A 14,633-nucleotide genomic window follows, 5' to 3' on the forward strand; every position below is an offset into this window, starting at 1 on the left:
TCCCGGTATTTTTATAAATTAGTAGTATGAAAATTTATATCGTAAGCGGTCTGGGAGCAGACTTCAAGGTACTTGAAAGAATAGAGTTTCCCAAACACTGTGAATTGATTTTTATAGACTGGCTTATTCCTGAAAAAAATGAGCCTTTCGATGCCTATGTTAAAAGAATGGCGGAGAAAGTAGATGACTCAGAGCCGTTCTGCCTGTTGGGTTATTCTTTTGGAGGAATTATTGTACAGGAGATTAATCAATTAAAACCGGCAGAGAAAGTGGTGATCCTTGGAAGTATAAAATCTGATAAGGAAAAGTCCAAATTCATAAAGACCGGAGAGGTGACCAAAATCCCGAGGATACTTCCTGTAGGTTTGTTCAATGATAAAGCAGCCAATGTATATGCTGTTGTCCGAAAGCTGTTTGATCCAAAAAATCCAAAACTGTTACAATATTTCAAAGTAAGAGATCCTTATTACCTGAAATGGTCTGTAGAAAAAGTTTCCGAGTGGAAGTTTGAAGAAAATCCTAATGTGATTCAGATTCTTGGTGATAAAGACATCGTTTTCCCTATCCGTTATTCCCATCCGGATTATGTGGTGAAGGGAGGAACGCATCTTTTTCCTGCTACAAAATCTAAAGAAGTTTCTAAAATACTGAAAGAGGTGTTTTGTTAGAATTTATAATATTATTTATTAAATAGTGTTTTTTTTAGGGGTGTTGTGATTTAAAATATGGTTTTTATGGAATTTATATTTAAATTTGATAGGGTTAAATATAAATTTTATGAAAATAGGATTAAAATGGATCGTTTCATTCTCAATTATCGCGCTCGTTGCAATTGGAGGTTTGTTCTGGAATCCGGTTGCCGATATTCCTAATACAGGAGAATTTTTAAGCGAAGATAAAATTGTAGGAGCCGATGTAGCCTGGATTCTGGCTGCAGCTGGACTTGTTTTGCTGATGACCCCTGGACTTTCCTTTTTTTATGGAGGAATGGTTGGGAAGAAAAATGTGATTTCTACGATGTTGCAGAGCTTTATTGCTTTAGGAGTCATCTCTATGGTCTGGGTAGTAGTCGGTTTTTCTTTATCCTTCGGTGAGTCTCTGGGAATTACTATTGCCGGAAAACATTATGGGATTGTCGGAAATCCATTAAGCTATCCTTTCTTTAGCGGAGTAGGAAATCTGCCTCATAAGTTGATGGCCCCTACGATTCCTTTTATCCTGTTTGCTTTGTTTCAGATGAAGTTTGCAGTTATTACTCCGGCTATTATTACCGGATCTTTTGCGGAAAGGGTTCGTTTTATCTCTTATTTACTGTTCATCATTCTTTTCAGCATCTTTATTTATACACCGCTTTGTCATATGGTGTGGCATCCTGATGGTCTTTTAAACAAATATTTTGGAGTAAAAGACTTTGCAGGCGGAACGGTGGTGCATATGAGTGCCGGTTTTGCTGCACTTGCAGGAGCTTTGGTAGTAGGAAACCGAAAAAATCCGCATCATGAGCCTTCCAATATTCCGTATGTACTTTTAGGAACAGGAATGTTGTGGTTCGGATGGTTTGGGTTTAATGCAGGATCTGCTTTGAGTGCTTCTGCCTCTGCTGCTACAGCCTTTGGAACAACTACTATTGCCTCTGCTTCAGCAATGATGACCTGGATCTTTTTTGACCGAATCAATGGGAGAAGTGTTTCGGCTTTGGGAGCCTGTATCGGGGCAGTAGTCGGACTGGTGGCCATTACTCCTGGATGTGGTTTTGTAAGCATTCAGGAAAGTCTTTTTATCGGGTTTATTACTGCTATCGTCTCAAATGTGATGGTCAACTGGAAAGGATTAAAGAAAATAGATGATACACTGGATGTTTTTGCCTGTCATGGAGTAGGAGGGATTATGGGAATGATTCTTACGGCTGTCTTTGCTCATGGGGAAAATGCCAGTCTGCTTCATGGAGGAATTGAAGTTTTTCTTCATCATATGGCCGCCTTGGTCTTGGTTTCTGTTTTTACATTTTTTGGATCATTCATTTTATATAAACTTACCGATTCAATAATTACCTTAAGAGTTTCTGAAGAGTCTGAAAATAAAGGGCTTGATTTGTCGCAGCATGAGGAAAGTTTCAGTTGATAAAAAACAGGGCATATTGATGACTTAATGCCCTGAAAACCTATAAAAGTTTAAAAAAATTCACGATCCTAATGAATAGAATGAATCGTTTCAAAGATTTTATTTTTTGAATTTTCAAAAATTTCACCTCCAAATTCTTCATTGTCTAAGGAATGAATGGTAACATCATTTACCCCCATAATTCCGAAAATATGTTTCAGATAAGTCGTTTGAAAATTGATGTGGCCATTTTTTTCATTTTCTCCATATCCTGTGTCTCCACGGGTGGAAAGGATAAACATTTTCTTGTGTTCTAGAAGCCCTACATAATCTCCATCCGGAACTCCTGATCTGAATTTCCAGGTTTCATTGATCCTCATTACCTGATCAATATAAGCTTTTAAACCGCCTGGAATAGACCAGTTATACATGGGAGTTCCAATGACATAGATATCATGTTCTTTGAGTTCTTGTACCAGTTCATTACTGAGTTGTAAAGCTTTTTGGCTGGTTTCCGTCCTGTCCAGAGGTTTTTTAAATGCTCCTGCAATCCAGGATTCATCGATATTGGGAATAGGATCAATTCCGGTTTCCCGCCAGGTAAATGTATCCTGAGGGTACTTGGTTTTCCAGTTTTCAACAAATAACTGGGTGAGCTTTCTGCTGTAAGATCTTTCGTTTCTTACACTTGCATTGATAATCAGTATTTTCATTTGCTATCATTTATACCAGCAAAATTTCTGATTATTTATGCCATGGAAATTGATCTAGTTCAAGAGGATTTATTTTTTTTCCGAATTCTGCTTATAAATTCTGCAGATACTCCCAGGTAAGAAGCAATGAGATATTGTGGAACTCTGGATGCAATATTGGGATAGGTCTCCAGGAAATCATAATATTTTTGCTCAGCTTTGTACATATGATTAAACACCACTCTTTTCTCGAGTGTTCCGAGATAGCCTTCCAAAATAATCCTGAAATATTTTTCTAAAGATGGAATTTCCTCCAGCATTTTTTGAAAAGACTGATGGCTGATCTGTAAAAGGCGGGTTTTTTCAACAGCCTGTATGTTGTAGATGGAAGTTTTTTGTTTTGAAAAGCTGGCAATATCTGTTGCCCACCAATGGTCAATCGCTAAAAAAAGAATTTCTTCATTTCCATTATCAGCATTGATGCAGAATGCTTTCAATACACCCGAAACAATATAGCTGTCATGGCGGCATACTTCCCCGTTCCTTAAAAGAAATTCTCCTTTTTCCAGTGTTCTTTCCGTCCAGAAACTTTTAAAAATGGAAATTTCTTCCGGGCTTAATTTAATGTGTTGTGAAATATTTTTAATTAATGTTTCCATTTAAAAAAATGATTAAAAAGAAAAATATAAAGATAGATTTGGCTGACATTTATACAACCTGCTCATTTACAAAAATACTTATTTTATGGAGTGTCAAAACCAAATAAATCTAAGATTTTGCTATGCATATATTAGGATTTATCATGTATCTTTGTTTTTGAGGAAAATGACGAATCATTTATGGAATCAATATCGGTTTTTGAAATTATTAAAGTAGGAATAGGTCCTTCCAGTTCGCATACGATGGGACCTTGGAATGCTGCAGCAGCATTTATCAGGATTATTAAAAGAGAAAGATCAATCGAAGAAGTTAAAGAGGTTTTTCTTGAATTTTTTGGCTCACTTGCCAAAACGGGGATTGGGCACGGAACTGATATTGCCGGAATGCTTGGGTTGAACGGAGAAGATTTTAAGACGATTAATACTTCAAAAATTGATGAGAAAATAGAGTATATCAAAAGTACTCAAACCCTTAATTTGGGAGGGGAGAAGGTGATTCCATTTGTTTACGGGCATCATTTGATTCTCAATATGAAAAAGAGCCTTGATTTTCATCCCAACGGAATGATTTTCAGAGCTGTTTTTGAAGACGGAACTGAGCTTGTACAGGATTTTTATTCTGTAGGAGGTGGTTTTATTGCCAGCCAGGAAAAAAACTCAATTCAAAAGCAGTGTGTTCGTACATTGTATCCTTGTCATAAAGCTTCGGATATTGCAAAATATTGTGAGAAACTGGGATTTGATAAAATTTCAGATTTGATTTTCATGAATGAAGAAAGCTGGAGGACTCAGGAAGAAACGAGACAGGAAGCGCTTTACATCTGGCAGCAGATTAAAGAATGTATTTACAAAGGAGTAAATAAGGAAGGAATTCTTCCGGGTGGACTGAATGTTACCCGAAGAGCTGCAGGAATCAACAGAAAACTGCTGGGAGACAAAATTTATAAAAATAAAGACGAATGGTTCCAGCAGGTGGTGGATGCTGAGGAGAACTTCACCAATATTAACAAATGGATTGCCTGTTTTGCTCTGGCAGTGAATGAAGAAAATGCAAGTTTCGGAAGGATTATTACTGCACCTACTAATGGAGCGAGTGGAGTAATTCCGGCGGTATTGATGTATTCTCAAGCATTTACACCATTTATCAGTGAAGATGATATCGTGAGATTCTTGCTTGTAGCTGGAGAAATCGGGACATTATTCAAGAAAAATGCAACCATTTCTGCTGCAATGGGAGGATGTCAGGCGGAAATTGGAGTTTCTTCTGCAATGGCAGCTGCCGGACTTACAGAAATTCTGGGAGGAAGCGTAGGCCAGGTATTGATGGCGGCAGAAATTGCCATGGAACATCACCTTGGATTAACATGTGATCCCATCAAAGGATTGGTGCAGATCCCATGTATTGAAAGAAATACGATGGGAGCTATGAAAGCCATTACTGCAGCCAATATTGCCTTGGAAAGTGATCCTACCAAAGCTAAAGTAACATTGGATGAGGTGATTCTGACAATGTGGGAAACCGCTCAGTCGATGAGTGACCGTTTTAAAGAAACTTCGGAAGGAGGATTAGCCATTGCGGTGAACGTTCCGGAATGTTAATAGAAATAACACCGTTTTAAAAATATAAAACCCTTAGACATTACTGACTAAGGGTTTCTTAATAAAATAAAAGTAAAAACCACTGGGCTTTTAGTATCGTATAAAGAGATTTTATCTTAAAATTCCTCTGATCCTGTTGGCATTGGTGATCAGTTCTTCAAGGTATTCATAGTTCTCTTTTTCAAGGGCAGATTTGAATTTTCTAAGCTGGGAGATATGTTCATTCAGTACATCCAACACATTTTCTTTGTTTTGCTTAAAAATTGGAACCCACATTTCAGGATGCGACTTGGCAAGACGTACTGTGCTTGAAAAACCGGAACTCGCAAGCTGGAAAATAGTTTCCTCTTCACGTTCTTTTTCCAATACGGTATTAGCAAGGGCATAAGATGTAATATGGGAGATATGAGAGATGTAAGCAGTGTGAACATCGTGATCTTGTGCATCCATGTAAATCATGTGCATGTCAAGGGCATTCACTACCTTTTCAACAGTACTCAATGCATCGTCCGCAGATTCTTCTTTGTTGCATATTACACCTGCTTTTCCAGAGAAACTTTCTGCAATGGCAGATTTTGGACCATTGTTTTCTGTTCCCCACATCGGGTGAAAGGCCACAAACCTTGAACGTTTCGGATGGTCTTTCACAGCATTTACAATTCCTGCTTTGGTAGAGCCTGCATCCATTACGGTCTGCTGATCAGACACAAGGTCTAAAACAGTTGGCAGTAATTTTCTGGCAGCATCTACAGGAATGGCAAGAATAATCAGATCCGAATTTTTAATTCCATGCTCCAGATCTACTCCGGCATCAATTATTTTCAGGTCTAATGCGTCACTGATATGCTGTGTATTGTTATCGATTCCGTAGATGAAGCTGGCCAGGTTTTTTTCTCTTAATTTCAAAGCCATCGAACCTCCGATTAATCCTACTCCAATAATACTTATTTTCATCTTTTTACATTTTTTAAAATAAAAAAAACCTCGTCCCTAGGACGAGGTTTTAAATTATATTCATAAGAATCCCTATCCCAGAGCTGAGGTAAAAATTCTATAATAATATGTTCCGTTGTTAAAATTCACAAGGCAAAGGTAAAAATATTTTTCAAATGAAACGAAATTTCTTTTCTAAATTATATATAGATGGCATTAATTGGTGGTGTGGGTTTAGGTTTTAGCCTTGTTATTCGGGGTTAACAGCTCATCTTTTATTAACTTGAGTTTGAAATTTCTGAATAAGCCTGGTTTCAAATGCTAAAATATCTTCTGGAATCTTTGAAGTCTCAATTTTTCCTATTTGTTTCCATTTATTCTTTTCATATAAATAGAATGTTGTTTTTGCATTTTGTTTTGGTTCAAATTCTCCATCTTCTCCACCTGTATAAGTGATGAATTCACTAGGTAAGTAAGAAGCAACTATATAATAATCATTTTCTTTAATGAGTTTTTTTATGGCTTTTGAATTTTGGGCATCATTTTCAGGATTAGTAGATTTAGAAAAAAAACCTTTCGAATTATTAGGGCTCCAAAAATATTGAGTTTCATTACTTTTCCCGATAAAATCTACACTGAAAACACCCATTTTTTTATCCGAATAAGTGTATGTTGGATAAGGATTGGAGATATCTGGAATGAAAAAACCGGTTGACTGATATTTAGTATCCAGAAAATTTATGTAATCATTTTTCTCTTTTTGACCTTTACAGCCATAAAAGAAAAAGATAAGAAGGAATAAAATTAAAAAAGGTTTCATCATTTGCTAGTGTATTTATTCTGATTTTATTCTGCTTTTGTGAACATATCCCTTTTTACCTTCTTTAGAAATTACTAGCCACCAATCTCCATTTTGATCTAAAACTTCAACTTGTTCACCTGTGTTTATTTTTTGTAGAGTTTGAGATGATGTATTTTTATCTTTTCTTAGATTGGTAAATCCATCACTATCTTGAATGATAAAATTGGTATTGTTCTCGTTTTGGTAAATATATTTCACATAGTTTTTTAAAGTAGGTAAATCATAAAAATTGTTTTTTTCAAGATTTGATTTATATTTTGGATTTTTATTTAAATAGCTTTCAATATTACCTTGTATTCCAATTCTTAATTCTCTCTCAAATAAGTAAGATATTGTTTTTTCAGGTTCAAAATATTCTTTTGGAGATGATGATATTTTACTTATAATATCACCTATTCTTAAATAACCATTACCTTCTTTAGCATAAGAAAAGTCTTCAACTTTACCTTTGTAAATAATGGTTTCTATATCGTCAAATATTTGTTTTTTCAATTTTTTATAGCCGCCAGAATCTATAAAGATTAACTGCTCCATATCGGAAAGGCTATTAAAATCGAATTTTTTAAATACTGATTCTACAAGCTTTTTATCCTTATTGTATCCATAGTAAACAACTAAATCGTATAAAAGATTGGAATTGTTTGTTTGCAGCCAAACATAGGATACGGGAGTATTATAAAATATATAAGAATTAAAATGATATAACATGTCAGGATTTATAAACTCTGGTTCGGTAGCACCAGCGTCCTGAATGAAAATAAATTTATTTTCTTTAATAGCTATCTCCGGAAACATTGCTGGACGCAAAGCAATTATGGAATTTTTGTAATCTTTTAAATTGAAAGAAAATATATCCAAAATTTTTTGATTAAAGGTATTTTCATCAGGAAATTGAAATTTTCTTTGCTCTAGTATTTTTTTCGCTTTATTGATAAATTCAGGAGACATGTCATCATAGTTTGATTTTGTGCCGTCCCCTTCATCTGTAATATTATAAGGTGCTGTTTTTAAAGAATTCATATCTTCTTTTGTTTCTTTAATTTTTTGTGATTTATTTTCTTGCCCATTACATGATATGAAAAGAGACAAGCCTGCTAATAAGTAAGGTGTAATATTTTTCATTTTCTTTTTTTTAAATTCCTGTCCATTTTTTAGTTCCAAAGCTGGAGTTGCTCCATGTAGATTCTTTCACCTTTCTTTCCTTAACAATAAAACGGACAGGTTTCTTATCATTTAAAGGCAAATCTGGTAAGTTGTCAATTAATTTCTGAACAGGACTTGTATCATTTCCTGAATTAAACGTAAAACATCCAACAGAAAAACGTGGAGTATAATGGTGTAAAGCTACTCCACCTCGTGTACCATCAGGTCCGTCAATACCATTTTCAGCAGCAGCAGACTTGCTTTCAGAATCAATTACATATATTTTATATTTTTGGCCGGAAACACCTGGTACAAGGTAGTATTCTCCTGGTGGAATTTCATTATAGGTACCAAATCTCTTATCCGAATGTTTTAAAATTTTTCCTTTACTAGTAGAAGTCTGATGTGTATCTCTACTTAAATAAGTTACATAGTCTGCCTCAGGTAATTTATTGTTTTTTTCTAAATTATAATATGTGCTTAAACTCATATTTTTGTAGACGCTTGTTTTATACATTTTCCATGAAAACTCTGTAGGTTTAAAGGTATCATTTTCTATTTTTGTATCTGTACCAGAAACAACAACAACAGTTCCATCTTCCTTACCATTATTTACTTTTCCTGTAGGTTTGCATTTATCTACTTGAAGAATTTCTACAGCTTTTTTAAAGAATCTTTTTCGTTCATCTAAACCCACTAAAGCAGGATTGACAAGAGAGGTGACATTTGTTACCGCCTTATCACTTATTTCTGTGGCCTTACCACTGATGTTACCTCGTTTCCAAAATGCTAGTGCAGATAGCATGGAGTCCTCAGAGGAATTCACTAATTTATATGGATTATCATTATCTACCCAGGTAACATTTTTTCCAAATATATTTTTTGCAGTTTTCTGTATATTTAAATAATTATCTCTCCAGGTAATTTGTTTGAATCCTTTTCCGCTATATCGCCAGCCATCATCTTTATCAGTGTTATTTTTACCATTTGGATGAGTTTTTCCATAAATTGCATTTGCTACAGTTTTCCAATTTTTAGAATCTAAAGATAAATCTGAAAGTCTTTTAGCTTCTGCACGTTGCTTTTCTAAACTACCAAACTGCTTAAAATAAGAGAAAAATAATGTTCTCATTCTTTCAGGATCTCTGTACCTGAAAGCTTCTTGTAAATCATAAAATTTAGATTCCTGGCATAGTTGGGCAATAAAATGTGCTTTGGTAATACAAGTATTTATATCAGCTTTTTTTCTATAAGTATTTAGGAATGGTAATGCAGCTTTAATAAGTGAATCATCTTTTATAAGACATGTTTCGCTACCATTTTTATTTTTTTTGCTTACACATATTGATTTAATTTGTTCTAATGTTATATCTTTCTCACAATTCGGACATTTCCCATCTGTTGGTTTTGGCTGCTTCTGCACCCCCGCTGCACTCTTCACCTTCTCCACTTCCATCAAGCCCTCCGAATTTACCCCAAATTTCTGAGATTCAGCGGATAGTTCTTTAGAGATAATTTCTATAAAATAATTTTGTTTATCCGCATCCGGATCGCCGATACGAGAGTCTATTGCTTTTCCAAAAATATCTTTGCTAATGACAAATCCTGAAGTATCACATACATCGGCAGGAATTTTAATATTTCCACTTCTGTAGACTTCATCGTTGGAAGTGGTGTCATATTCCCAAACTACATACTGAATGTGTTTCCCCACCATATTTTTGGAGTGAATTCTTACCCTCACTTTATCTCCTACAGCGACTTTGGAAAGCTCTTTTCCGGTATCATCAATAAAAACAGCTTCTATAATATTTCCCTTAGGATCGGGTTGTTTGGGTGCACCTCCTTGTCCTGACGGGAATTTTGGAGTGTCTTTCTGAGGCTGTGGTTTAGGCTTGGGTTGATTTTGAGGTTGTCCTTTATAATCCGGATTGGCAACATCTACATTCACCTGGCTGGCTCCCTGAATTTTCCCTGAGTAAGTTGCTGTAACATAGTATTCATGATGGGTTCCTTCATTTTTATCCCCTCTCATCATAAACTGATTGGCTACCTGACGAAGAATTTTTTCATCAGACATCAGAGGAATTGGCACTTCTGCAATCCCTTTTTCATTCACCCGTGCTTTGTAGCTGCGGGTATGACGGTTATTTTTATTGATGACCGGATCATGGCCTTTGCCTGGAGCATCATCTTCCCAAAGATGAAATTCTATTTCCTTATTGAACATGGCGATGCAGTGAGCCTGTGCAATAAGAGTATCACGATAGCTGGCTTTATTGACATCTTTTGCCCCTCTGTTAAAAAGGATTACTTTATCTATTTTTGAAACTTTATCACTGGTAGGAATCAGTATAAAAGTACCCACCAGTTCTTTGGTAGCAGGAAGTCCGGGTAAAATCCCTTTTTTATTTTCATAGACTTTCATCTGAAATTCTATTCCCAGTGCTATTTCTCCAAATTTGTAGGTTACTTTTTCGCCTTTTTTAGGCTGGCTGGTAATGTCTTTCCAGATTCCGTTTTTTTGTTTCTTATAAAGATGCCATTCATATTCTCCTTTCAACCCGAATGAAAGGCCGGAAGGTTGTATTTCGTAGGGATAGGTTTTCCCTACCATAGGATTCTGATTTCCGATAATATTTCCTGTCATGGCTTAGCTGTAATAAAGTTCGTCTGTACCTTTTGTATCCTCCTTGAATGCATCAAAATCTATAACAGGGTTGTAGACTTGCTGTTCTTGCGTATTTGCTTTCCCAACCTGGCTTTTGCTGGTTTCACTTTGCTGGCCATGTTTGAGAATGGTAATTTTCCCTCCTGTGCTGCACATGAGTTCTGAGATCTCTGTAAGGCAGCTTTTTTCCATGACTTTTACTTTCTCATACGTTTTCTGCCATTTTCCTGCAGGAGCATAGGCACAGGGAAGGTATCCGCCGGAAGTAGGCTTTAGTTTGCATTGTCCAAAGGGTTGTGCTGCCGGATCAAGCTGAAGATCATCCTCTGTTACTGCCAGATAATCGGCGTTTCCTTCTTCATCATTCCAGTAATGCTTTTGATGGCTGGTAACTTTAAATTTTGGAAATTTGAAACCCTGATTACACTTTACAGTTCCTTTTTGCACAATGAAATATTTTCCTTCATGAGGAGTGGATCCGCTGCCTTCTTTTGTATCTTTTTTTTCCTCTTTATCGGATTGCTGATTAGTTTTTTCAGAGGATTGCTCTTCGCTTTTTATTTGTTCTTCCGAAGGATTTTCTTCGCCGGAGCTTATCTCATCTGTAGTTTCTTCCTGTGAAGCGTCAGAAATATTCTGAGTCTGAGTTTCGTTTGCCATAAGCTGTGGATCTTCCGGAATACAAATTGTTTTTCCGGGAACAGGTTCCTGCATAACGTCTTCCGGCGGGCAGTGGAGATTATGATAGGTTTTTAAAACACCCTCATTTTTCAGCTTAAACTGCCGGGCCAGCGAACTGAATGTATCGCCTTTTTGTGTGACATAATTTTTCATATTATCCTTGTGTTATATTGATGTGATGTTGGTGTATCAACTCTTCTTCATGACTGAGTAACACCGAAGCTTTAGCCTGAAGAAGATTCTTATTTTTTTTGTGAGTGAGGTATTCCAGTATAATAGTTCCTGATGCAGGTTCAGAAGCAGGTTTCTGAAGTTTAATGCCCCGCATGAGCTCTTGGGGCGTACATAATTCAATGATTTTACCCTTTAAAATGGTCAAAATAGAGTCTGCATCTTCATTTTCCTGGTCAGTATTGATTTCACACTGTACAGGAAATGAATTCTGTAAAAGATAAAAAGGTTCTTTCCACTTTGTTTTCTTCTGAAACCAGTCTGTTTTCGGAAATAATGTCTGAAACAGGAGCGTATTCTTGAATTGTTGCAATAAAAATAATTCATCCTGAATACCTCTTTCAAACATATTCATATAGTTTTGAGCAACTTCACCTACGTAAAATTCTTCAAGTTCTTTGCGCTGTCCGGAAAATATTTCTACCATTTTCTTATGGTTTGCAAATCCTGTGATTGTGCCTTGTTTATTCATTGTAAATTCAAGAGGCATAATACTTTGCATACACGCAATAGAAAGACTGCTTACTTTATCATCGGGTGTATTTCCCTTGGAGGTAAAATCTTTCTGAAGATAGCTCAGGATGTACTGATCTGTATTTTTGTTTTTGTGAAGGTCAAGATGAACCGTATAATGAATGTTCACCGGAGATTCAAATGGACTTTCAAAAGTTTCCTGAACAGTATAGGTGTTAGCAAAAAAAGAATCTGACAACTGGGCAGGAAGATTTTCTTTCCTTTTCTTTTCCTTTTGCGCTTCGGTCTTGAAGTCAGTAGGAACATAGATTTTTTTAACATCATTAAGATTTTCAAACCAGACTGTATCCATCTTTTGACAATGAGAATTGTGAAAGAGCTTTAGTTCCTCACTGGTCATGCCCAGCCGGGAAGCGATAGAGGTCAGCGTGTCTCCATTTCGTACCTGATATTGTAAGAAATCAATTTCCATCCAATGTGAATTATCCTATAAAGCTATTAAAAAACTCAATTTGAAATTAATTTTAAGGGTTAAATTTTAGAAATTGTAGTAGAATTACGACATGGAAAAACGATGGAATTAACATTTAATAAACAGGCTGGATTTCAACGGAATGATAAGCTACATGGATAATCCATCATTTCAATTGTGTTATTCCGTAGGAATCTAAGCAATGATTATCATCCGCAGGTTAAAAATAAAAGTTTAGCAGTTGCTTAATATAAGTGAAGTATTTATTAGTAATTTTAAACTTGTAATAAAACAGCCATGAAGAATAGATTTTTATACGGAGTTTTCATCGTATTGACTGGTTTAAGTTTGGGAAATGCTCAGGAATTTAGAGAGCAGTCTTCTGTTTTTTTCACTACTAAAGCAAAAGATACGGTAAAAATTAAAGAAACATTTAACGAAAAGGATACTGCCAAAACTGAAGATTTAAAAGACCGATTGAAACCTATTCAGGCCAATTTTAAAAGAATCAACTCAATGACAAAATGGACTTCTGTTAAAAATAGAAGTATTGAAGGGGAGTCAGCAGAAGGTGGGGAAGCTGTATTTTATTACACCCATAAAAACCTGGAAAAAGTGATCGCTAGACATTACGGAGAAATGGGGCAGGTACTGATAGAATATTATCTGTTGAATGGACAACTATCTTTTGTTTTTGAGAAAGAATACAGGTATAACCGACCGCTTTTTTATGATACCAAAGCAATGAAAGAGAATAAGGATACGGAAGCCTTTGATTTTAAGAAGTCAGAAATTACTTTAACCCGGAATTATTTTGAAAACGGAAATATAATTCTGATCAATAATACTGCGGGGCGCGGATTTACTATCAGTGCGGACTATCCGGCTGAACAGGAGAAAAGTATAACAGAGGATTTTAAAAGACTCCTGAAACTGGCCGAATAATACTACCTTATTTCTGTTGATCAGCTTTGATAATATTAAGCCTTTCTTCAACCTCATTGATTCTTTTAAGCCAATAATTAATTCCTTCCTGATTGGTCACCGTTTCTTTAAAAGCATTCCGGCTGACCGCCCATAGGTGTGAGCTGTTTTTTTGATAATCCAGTTCGCGTTCTTTTTTATTTTCAGGTTCTATACGGTATCTCCAGAATACCAAAGCGTGCATATATTCTGAACGGATTTTTTCCAGATAGTTGATAATAGCCTTGCGATCCTGAGGAATATATCCCGGGCCAGAGCAACCACAAGAATGGAATGTGATTCCAACAGTATATAAGTCCTTGATATGAGCCCATTGTTTATCATCATTTTTTGCCGGCGATTTAAAATCAAGTCCCATATTGGCCATCAGATTTCCACATTCCGGACATTTAGCTTCTACCGAGGTTTTAGAATCTCGGTTCACATCTGCTAAGAGGCGTCGTTTGAATGTTTTCTGGCAGTTGAAACAGGCATAATGACCTTTGTAAACCATCATGGAGTATCGGCACATAGTATTATCTTATTCTTTGGTTATAAGTTATTTTTTATTTGTTTTCTCCTCTTCATTCCAATTGATTCCCATTAGGCTGCTGGCACTTCTCGGATCGTAGACCGACCATACATTTCCCCAGGGAAAGTTGAAGCTGCAGCTTGGGTAAGGTGTTTTCTTTTTTTGGGTGGGCGGCCTTTCAAGAATCTGTGTCAGAAATGTGTTGTTCCTGTGGAATACCTTCATTTCTTTTTCTTCTGTCCAATCCTTCCAGTCTTTTGCATCATTGCTTTCCCAGGTATTCATATGAATGAGATCCAGCTGTTCTCCGAAAAAACATACACTGAAAGATACCTGATAGCCTGTAATTTCTATACTTTTAAAATAATACCAAAAATATCCGGTTTTTACATCCCAAATCTTATGATACTTTTCTTTATAAAAATCAGTCTGTTTCAGCTGATCAAGACTCATCCCACGATAGAGCTTTGTATTGAAGGCTTCAAGCTCTATAACTCCATTTTCACTGTTAATCAGCATGTCCCAAAAAATTGAAGCTATAAATATACCCGTTTTTTCTTTACAGACAACGAATAATATTTACAGCTTCAAATAGAAATAGAAATATCGGTGTGTTATTGT

General features: G+C 35.9%; 14 protein-coding genes. 4 read left to right on the forward strand and 10 right to left on the reverse strand.

What is annotated here, in order from left to right:
• Nucleotides 1–26 precede the first annotated feature (26 nt).
• The gene (locus tag CQ022_RS19405) at nt 27–668 is read left to right on the forward strand and encodes an alpha/beta hydrolase (protein WP_105683939.1); all 642 of its coding nucleotides are present in this window, start codon (nt 27–29) and stop codon (nt 666–668) included.
• Between the two features lie 109 nt (nt 669–777).
• Nucleotides 778–2,121, forward strand: coding sequence for an ammonium transporter (locus CQ022_RS19410; RefSeq protein ID WP_105683940.1), 1,344 nt, complete (start codon nt 778–780; stop codon nt 2,119–2,121).
• A 68-nt stretch (nt 2,122–2,189) separates the two neighbouring features.
• Here CQ022_RS19410 and CQ022_RS19415 read toward each other — a convergent pair whose 3' ends face one another.
• Together CQ022_RS19415 and CQ022_RS19420 are read right to left on the reverse strand one after the other, a co-directional pair.
• Nucleotides 2,190–2,813: an FMN-dependent NADH-azoreductase gene (locus CQ022_RS19415; protein WP_105683941.1), complete on the reverse strand. Its 624-nt coding sequence runs from the start codon at nt 2,811–2,813 to the stop codon at nt 2,190–2,192.
• Nucleotides 2,814–2,872: 59 nt separating this feature from the next.
• Nucleotides 2,873–3,451 carry a Crp/Fnr family transcriptional regulator gene (locus CQ022_RS19420; RefSeq protein ID WP_105683942.1) on the reverse strand — a complete coding sequence of 193 codons (579 nt, stop codon included), beginning with the start codon at nt 3,449–3,451 and terminating at the stop codon, nt 2,873–2,875.
• A gap of 180 nt (nt 3,452–3,631) precedes the next feature.
• Between CQ022_RS19420 and CQ022_RS19425 the strand changes: the two genes are divergently transcribed.
• Nucleotides 3,632–5,050, forward strand: coding sequence for an L-serine ammonia-lyase (locus CQ022_RS19425; RefSeq protein WP_105683943.1), 1,419 nt, complete (start codon nt 3,632–3,634; stop codon nt 5,048–5,050).
• Between the two features lie 111 nt (nt 5,051–5,161).
• On the opposite strand, the gene CQ022_RS19430 is transcribed toward CQ022_RS19425, so the two are convergent.
• From CQ022_RS19430 to CQ022_RS19455, 6 genes are all read right to left on the reverse strand, one after another.
• Nucleotides 5,162–6,004 carry a prephenate dehydrogenase gene (locus tag CQ022_RS19430; RefSeq protein ID WP_105683944.1) on the reverse strand — a complete coding sequence of 281 codons (843 nt, stop codon included), beginning with the start codon at nt 6,002–6,004 and terminating at the stop codon, nt 5,162–5,164.
• Nucleotides 6,005–6,251: 247 nt separating this feature from the next.
• On the reverse strand, nt 6,252–6,806 hold the full coding sequence (locus tag CQ022_RS19435; protein WP_105683945.1) for a hypothetical protein: 555 nt from the start codon (nt 6,804–6,806) through the stop codon (nt 6,252–6,254).
• Between the two features lie 12 nt (nt 6,807–6,818).
• Nucleotides 6,819–7,967 carry an SH3 domain-containing protein gene (locus CQ022_RS19440; RefSeq protein WP_123864459.1) on the reverse strand — a complete coding sequence of 383 codons (1,149 nt, stop codon included), beginning with the start codon at nt 7,965–7,967 and terminating at the stop codon, nt 6,819–6,821.
• A 10-nt stretch (nt 7,968–7,977) separates the two neighbouring features.
• Nucleotides 7,978–10,638 carry a glycoside hydrolase family 19 protein gene (locus CQ022_RS19445; protein WP_105683947.1) on the reverse strand — a complete coding sequence of 887 codons (2,661 nt, stop codon included), beginning with the start codon at nt 10,636–10,638 and terminating at the stop codon, nt 7,978–7,980.
• A 3-nt stretch (nt 10,639–10,641) separates the two neighbouring features.
• A complete protein-coding gene (locus CQ022_RS19450) occupies nt 10,642–11,493 on the reverse strand; it encodes a PAAR-like protein (RefSeq protein ID WP_105683948.1) in 852 nt (283 codons plus the stop codon).
• A 1-nt stretch (nt 11,494) separates the two neighbouring features.
• A complete protein-coding gene (locus CQ022_RS19455) occupies nt 11,495–12,517 on the reverse strand; it encodes a LysM peptidoglycan-binding domain-containing protein (protein ID WP_105683949.1) in 1,023 nt (340 codons plus the stop codon).
• A 297-nt stretch (nt 12,518–12,814) separates the two neighbouring features.
• Here CQ022_RS19455 and CQ022_RS19460 point away from each other — a divergent pair, with 297 nt between their 5' ends.
• Nucleotides 12,815–13,462: a hypothetical protein gene (locus CQ022_RS19460; protein ID WP_105683950.1), complete on the forward strand. Its 648-nt coding sequence runs from the start codon at nt 12,815–12,817 to the stop codon at nt 13,460–13,462.
• Between the two features lie 7 nt (nt 13,463–13,469).
• Here CQ022_RS19460 and CQ022_RS19465 read toward each other — a convergent pair whose 3' ends face one another.
• On the reverse strand, nt 13,470–13,997 hold the full coding sequence (locus CQ022_RS19465; RefSeq protein ID WP_317046957.1) for a hypothetical protein: 528 nt from the start codon (nt 13,995–13,997) through the stop codon (nt 13,470–13,472).
• Nucleotides 13,998–14,039: 42 nt separating this feature from the next.
• Complete coding sequence (locus CQ022_RS19470; RefSeq protein WP_105683952.1) at nt 14,040–14,531, reverse strand: hypothetical protein; 492 nt, start codon at nt 14,529–14,531, stop codon at nt 14,040–14,042.
• Between the last annotated feature and the right edge of the window lie 102 nt (nt 14,532–14,633).

The organism is Chryseobacterium culicis (assembly GCF_002979755.1).
GTDB classification, from domain to species: Bacteria; Bacteroidota; Bacteroidia; order Flavobacteriales; family Weeksellaceae; genus Chryseobacterium; species Chryseobacterium culicis_A.

Excerpts from the sequence above, each read along its gene's own strand:
- CQ022_RS19460 (WP_105683950.1), top strand. The coding sequence starts at position 12,815 with ATGAAGAATAGATTTTTATACGGAGTTTTCATCGTATTGACTGGTTTA.
- CQ022_RS19430 (WP_105683944.1), bottom strand. The coding sequence starts at position 6,004 with ATGAAAATAAGTATTATTGGAGTAGGATTAATCGGAGGTTCGATGGCT.
- CQ022_RS19470 (WP_105683952.1), bottom strand. The coding sequence starts at position 14,531 with ATGCTGATTAACAGTGAAAATGGAGTTATAGAGCTTGAAGCCTTCAAT.
- CQ022_RS19440 (WP_123864459.1), bottom strand. The coding sequence starts at position 7,967 with ATGAAAAATATTACACCTTACTTATTAGCAGGCTTGTCTCTTTTCATA.
- CQ022_RS19455 (WP_105683949.1), bottom strand. The coding sequence starts at position 12,517 with ATGGAAATTGATTTCTTACAATATCAGGTACGAAATGGAGACACGCTG.
- CQ022_RS19445 (WP_105683947.1), bottom strand. The coding sequence starts at position 10,638 with ATGACAGGAAATATTATCGGAAATCAGAATCCTATGGTAGGGAAAACC.
- CQ022_RS19405 (WP_105683939.1), top strand. The coding sequence starts at position 27 with ATGAAAATTTATATCGTAAGCGGTCTGGGAGCAGACTTCAAGGTACTT.
- CQ022_RS19450 (WP_105683948.1), bottom strand. The coding sequence starts at position 11,493 with ATGAAAAATTATGTCACACAAAAAGGCGATACATTCAGTTCGCTGGCC.
- CQ022_RS19435 (WP_105683945.1), bottom strand. The coding sequence starts at position 6,806 with ATGATGAAACCTTTTTTAATTTTATTCCTTCTTATCTTTTTCTTTTAT.
- CQ022_RS19465 (WP_317046957.1), bottom strand. The coding sequence starts at position 13,997 with ATGATGGTTTACAAAGGTCATTATGCCTGTTTCAACTGCCAGAAAACA.
- CQ022_RS19415 (WP_105683941.1), bottom strand. The coding sequence starts at position 2,813 with ATGAAAATACTGATTATCAATGCAAGTGTAAGAAACGAAAGATCTTAC.
- CQ022_RS19410 (WP_105683940.1), top strand. The coding sequence starts at position 778 with ATGAAAATAGGATTAAAATGGATCGTTTCATTCTCAATTATCGCGCTC.
- CQ022_RS19420 (WP_105683942.1), bottom strand. The coding sequence starts at position 3,451 with ATGGAAACATTAATTAAAAATATTTCACAACACATTAAATTAAGCCCG.
- CQ022_RS19425 (WP_105683943.1), top strand. The coding sequence starts at position 3,632 with ATGGAATCAATATCGGTTTTTGAAATTATTAAAGTAGGAATAGGTCCT.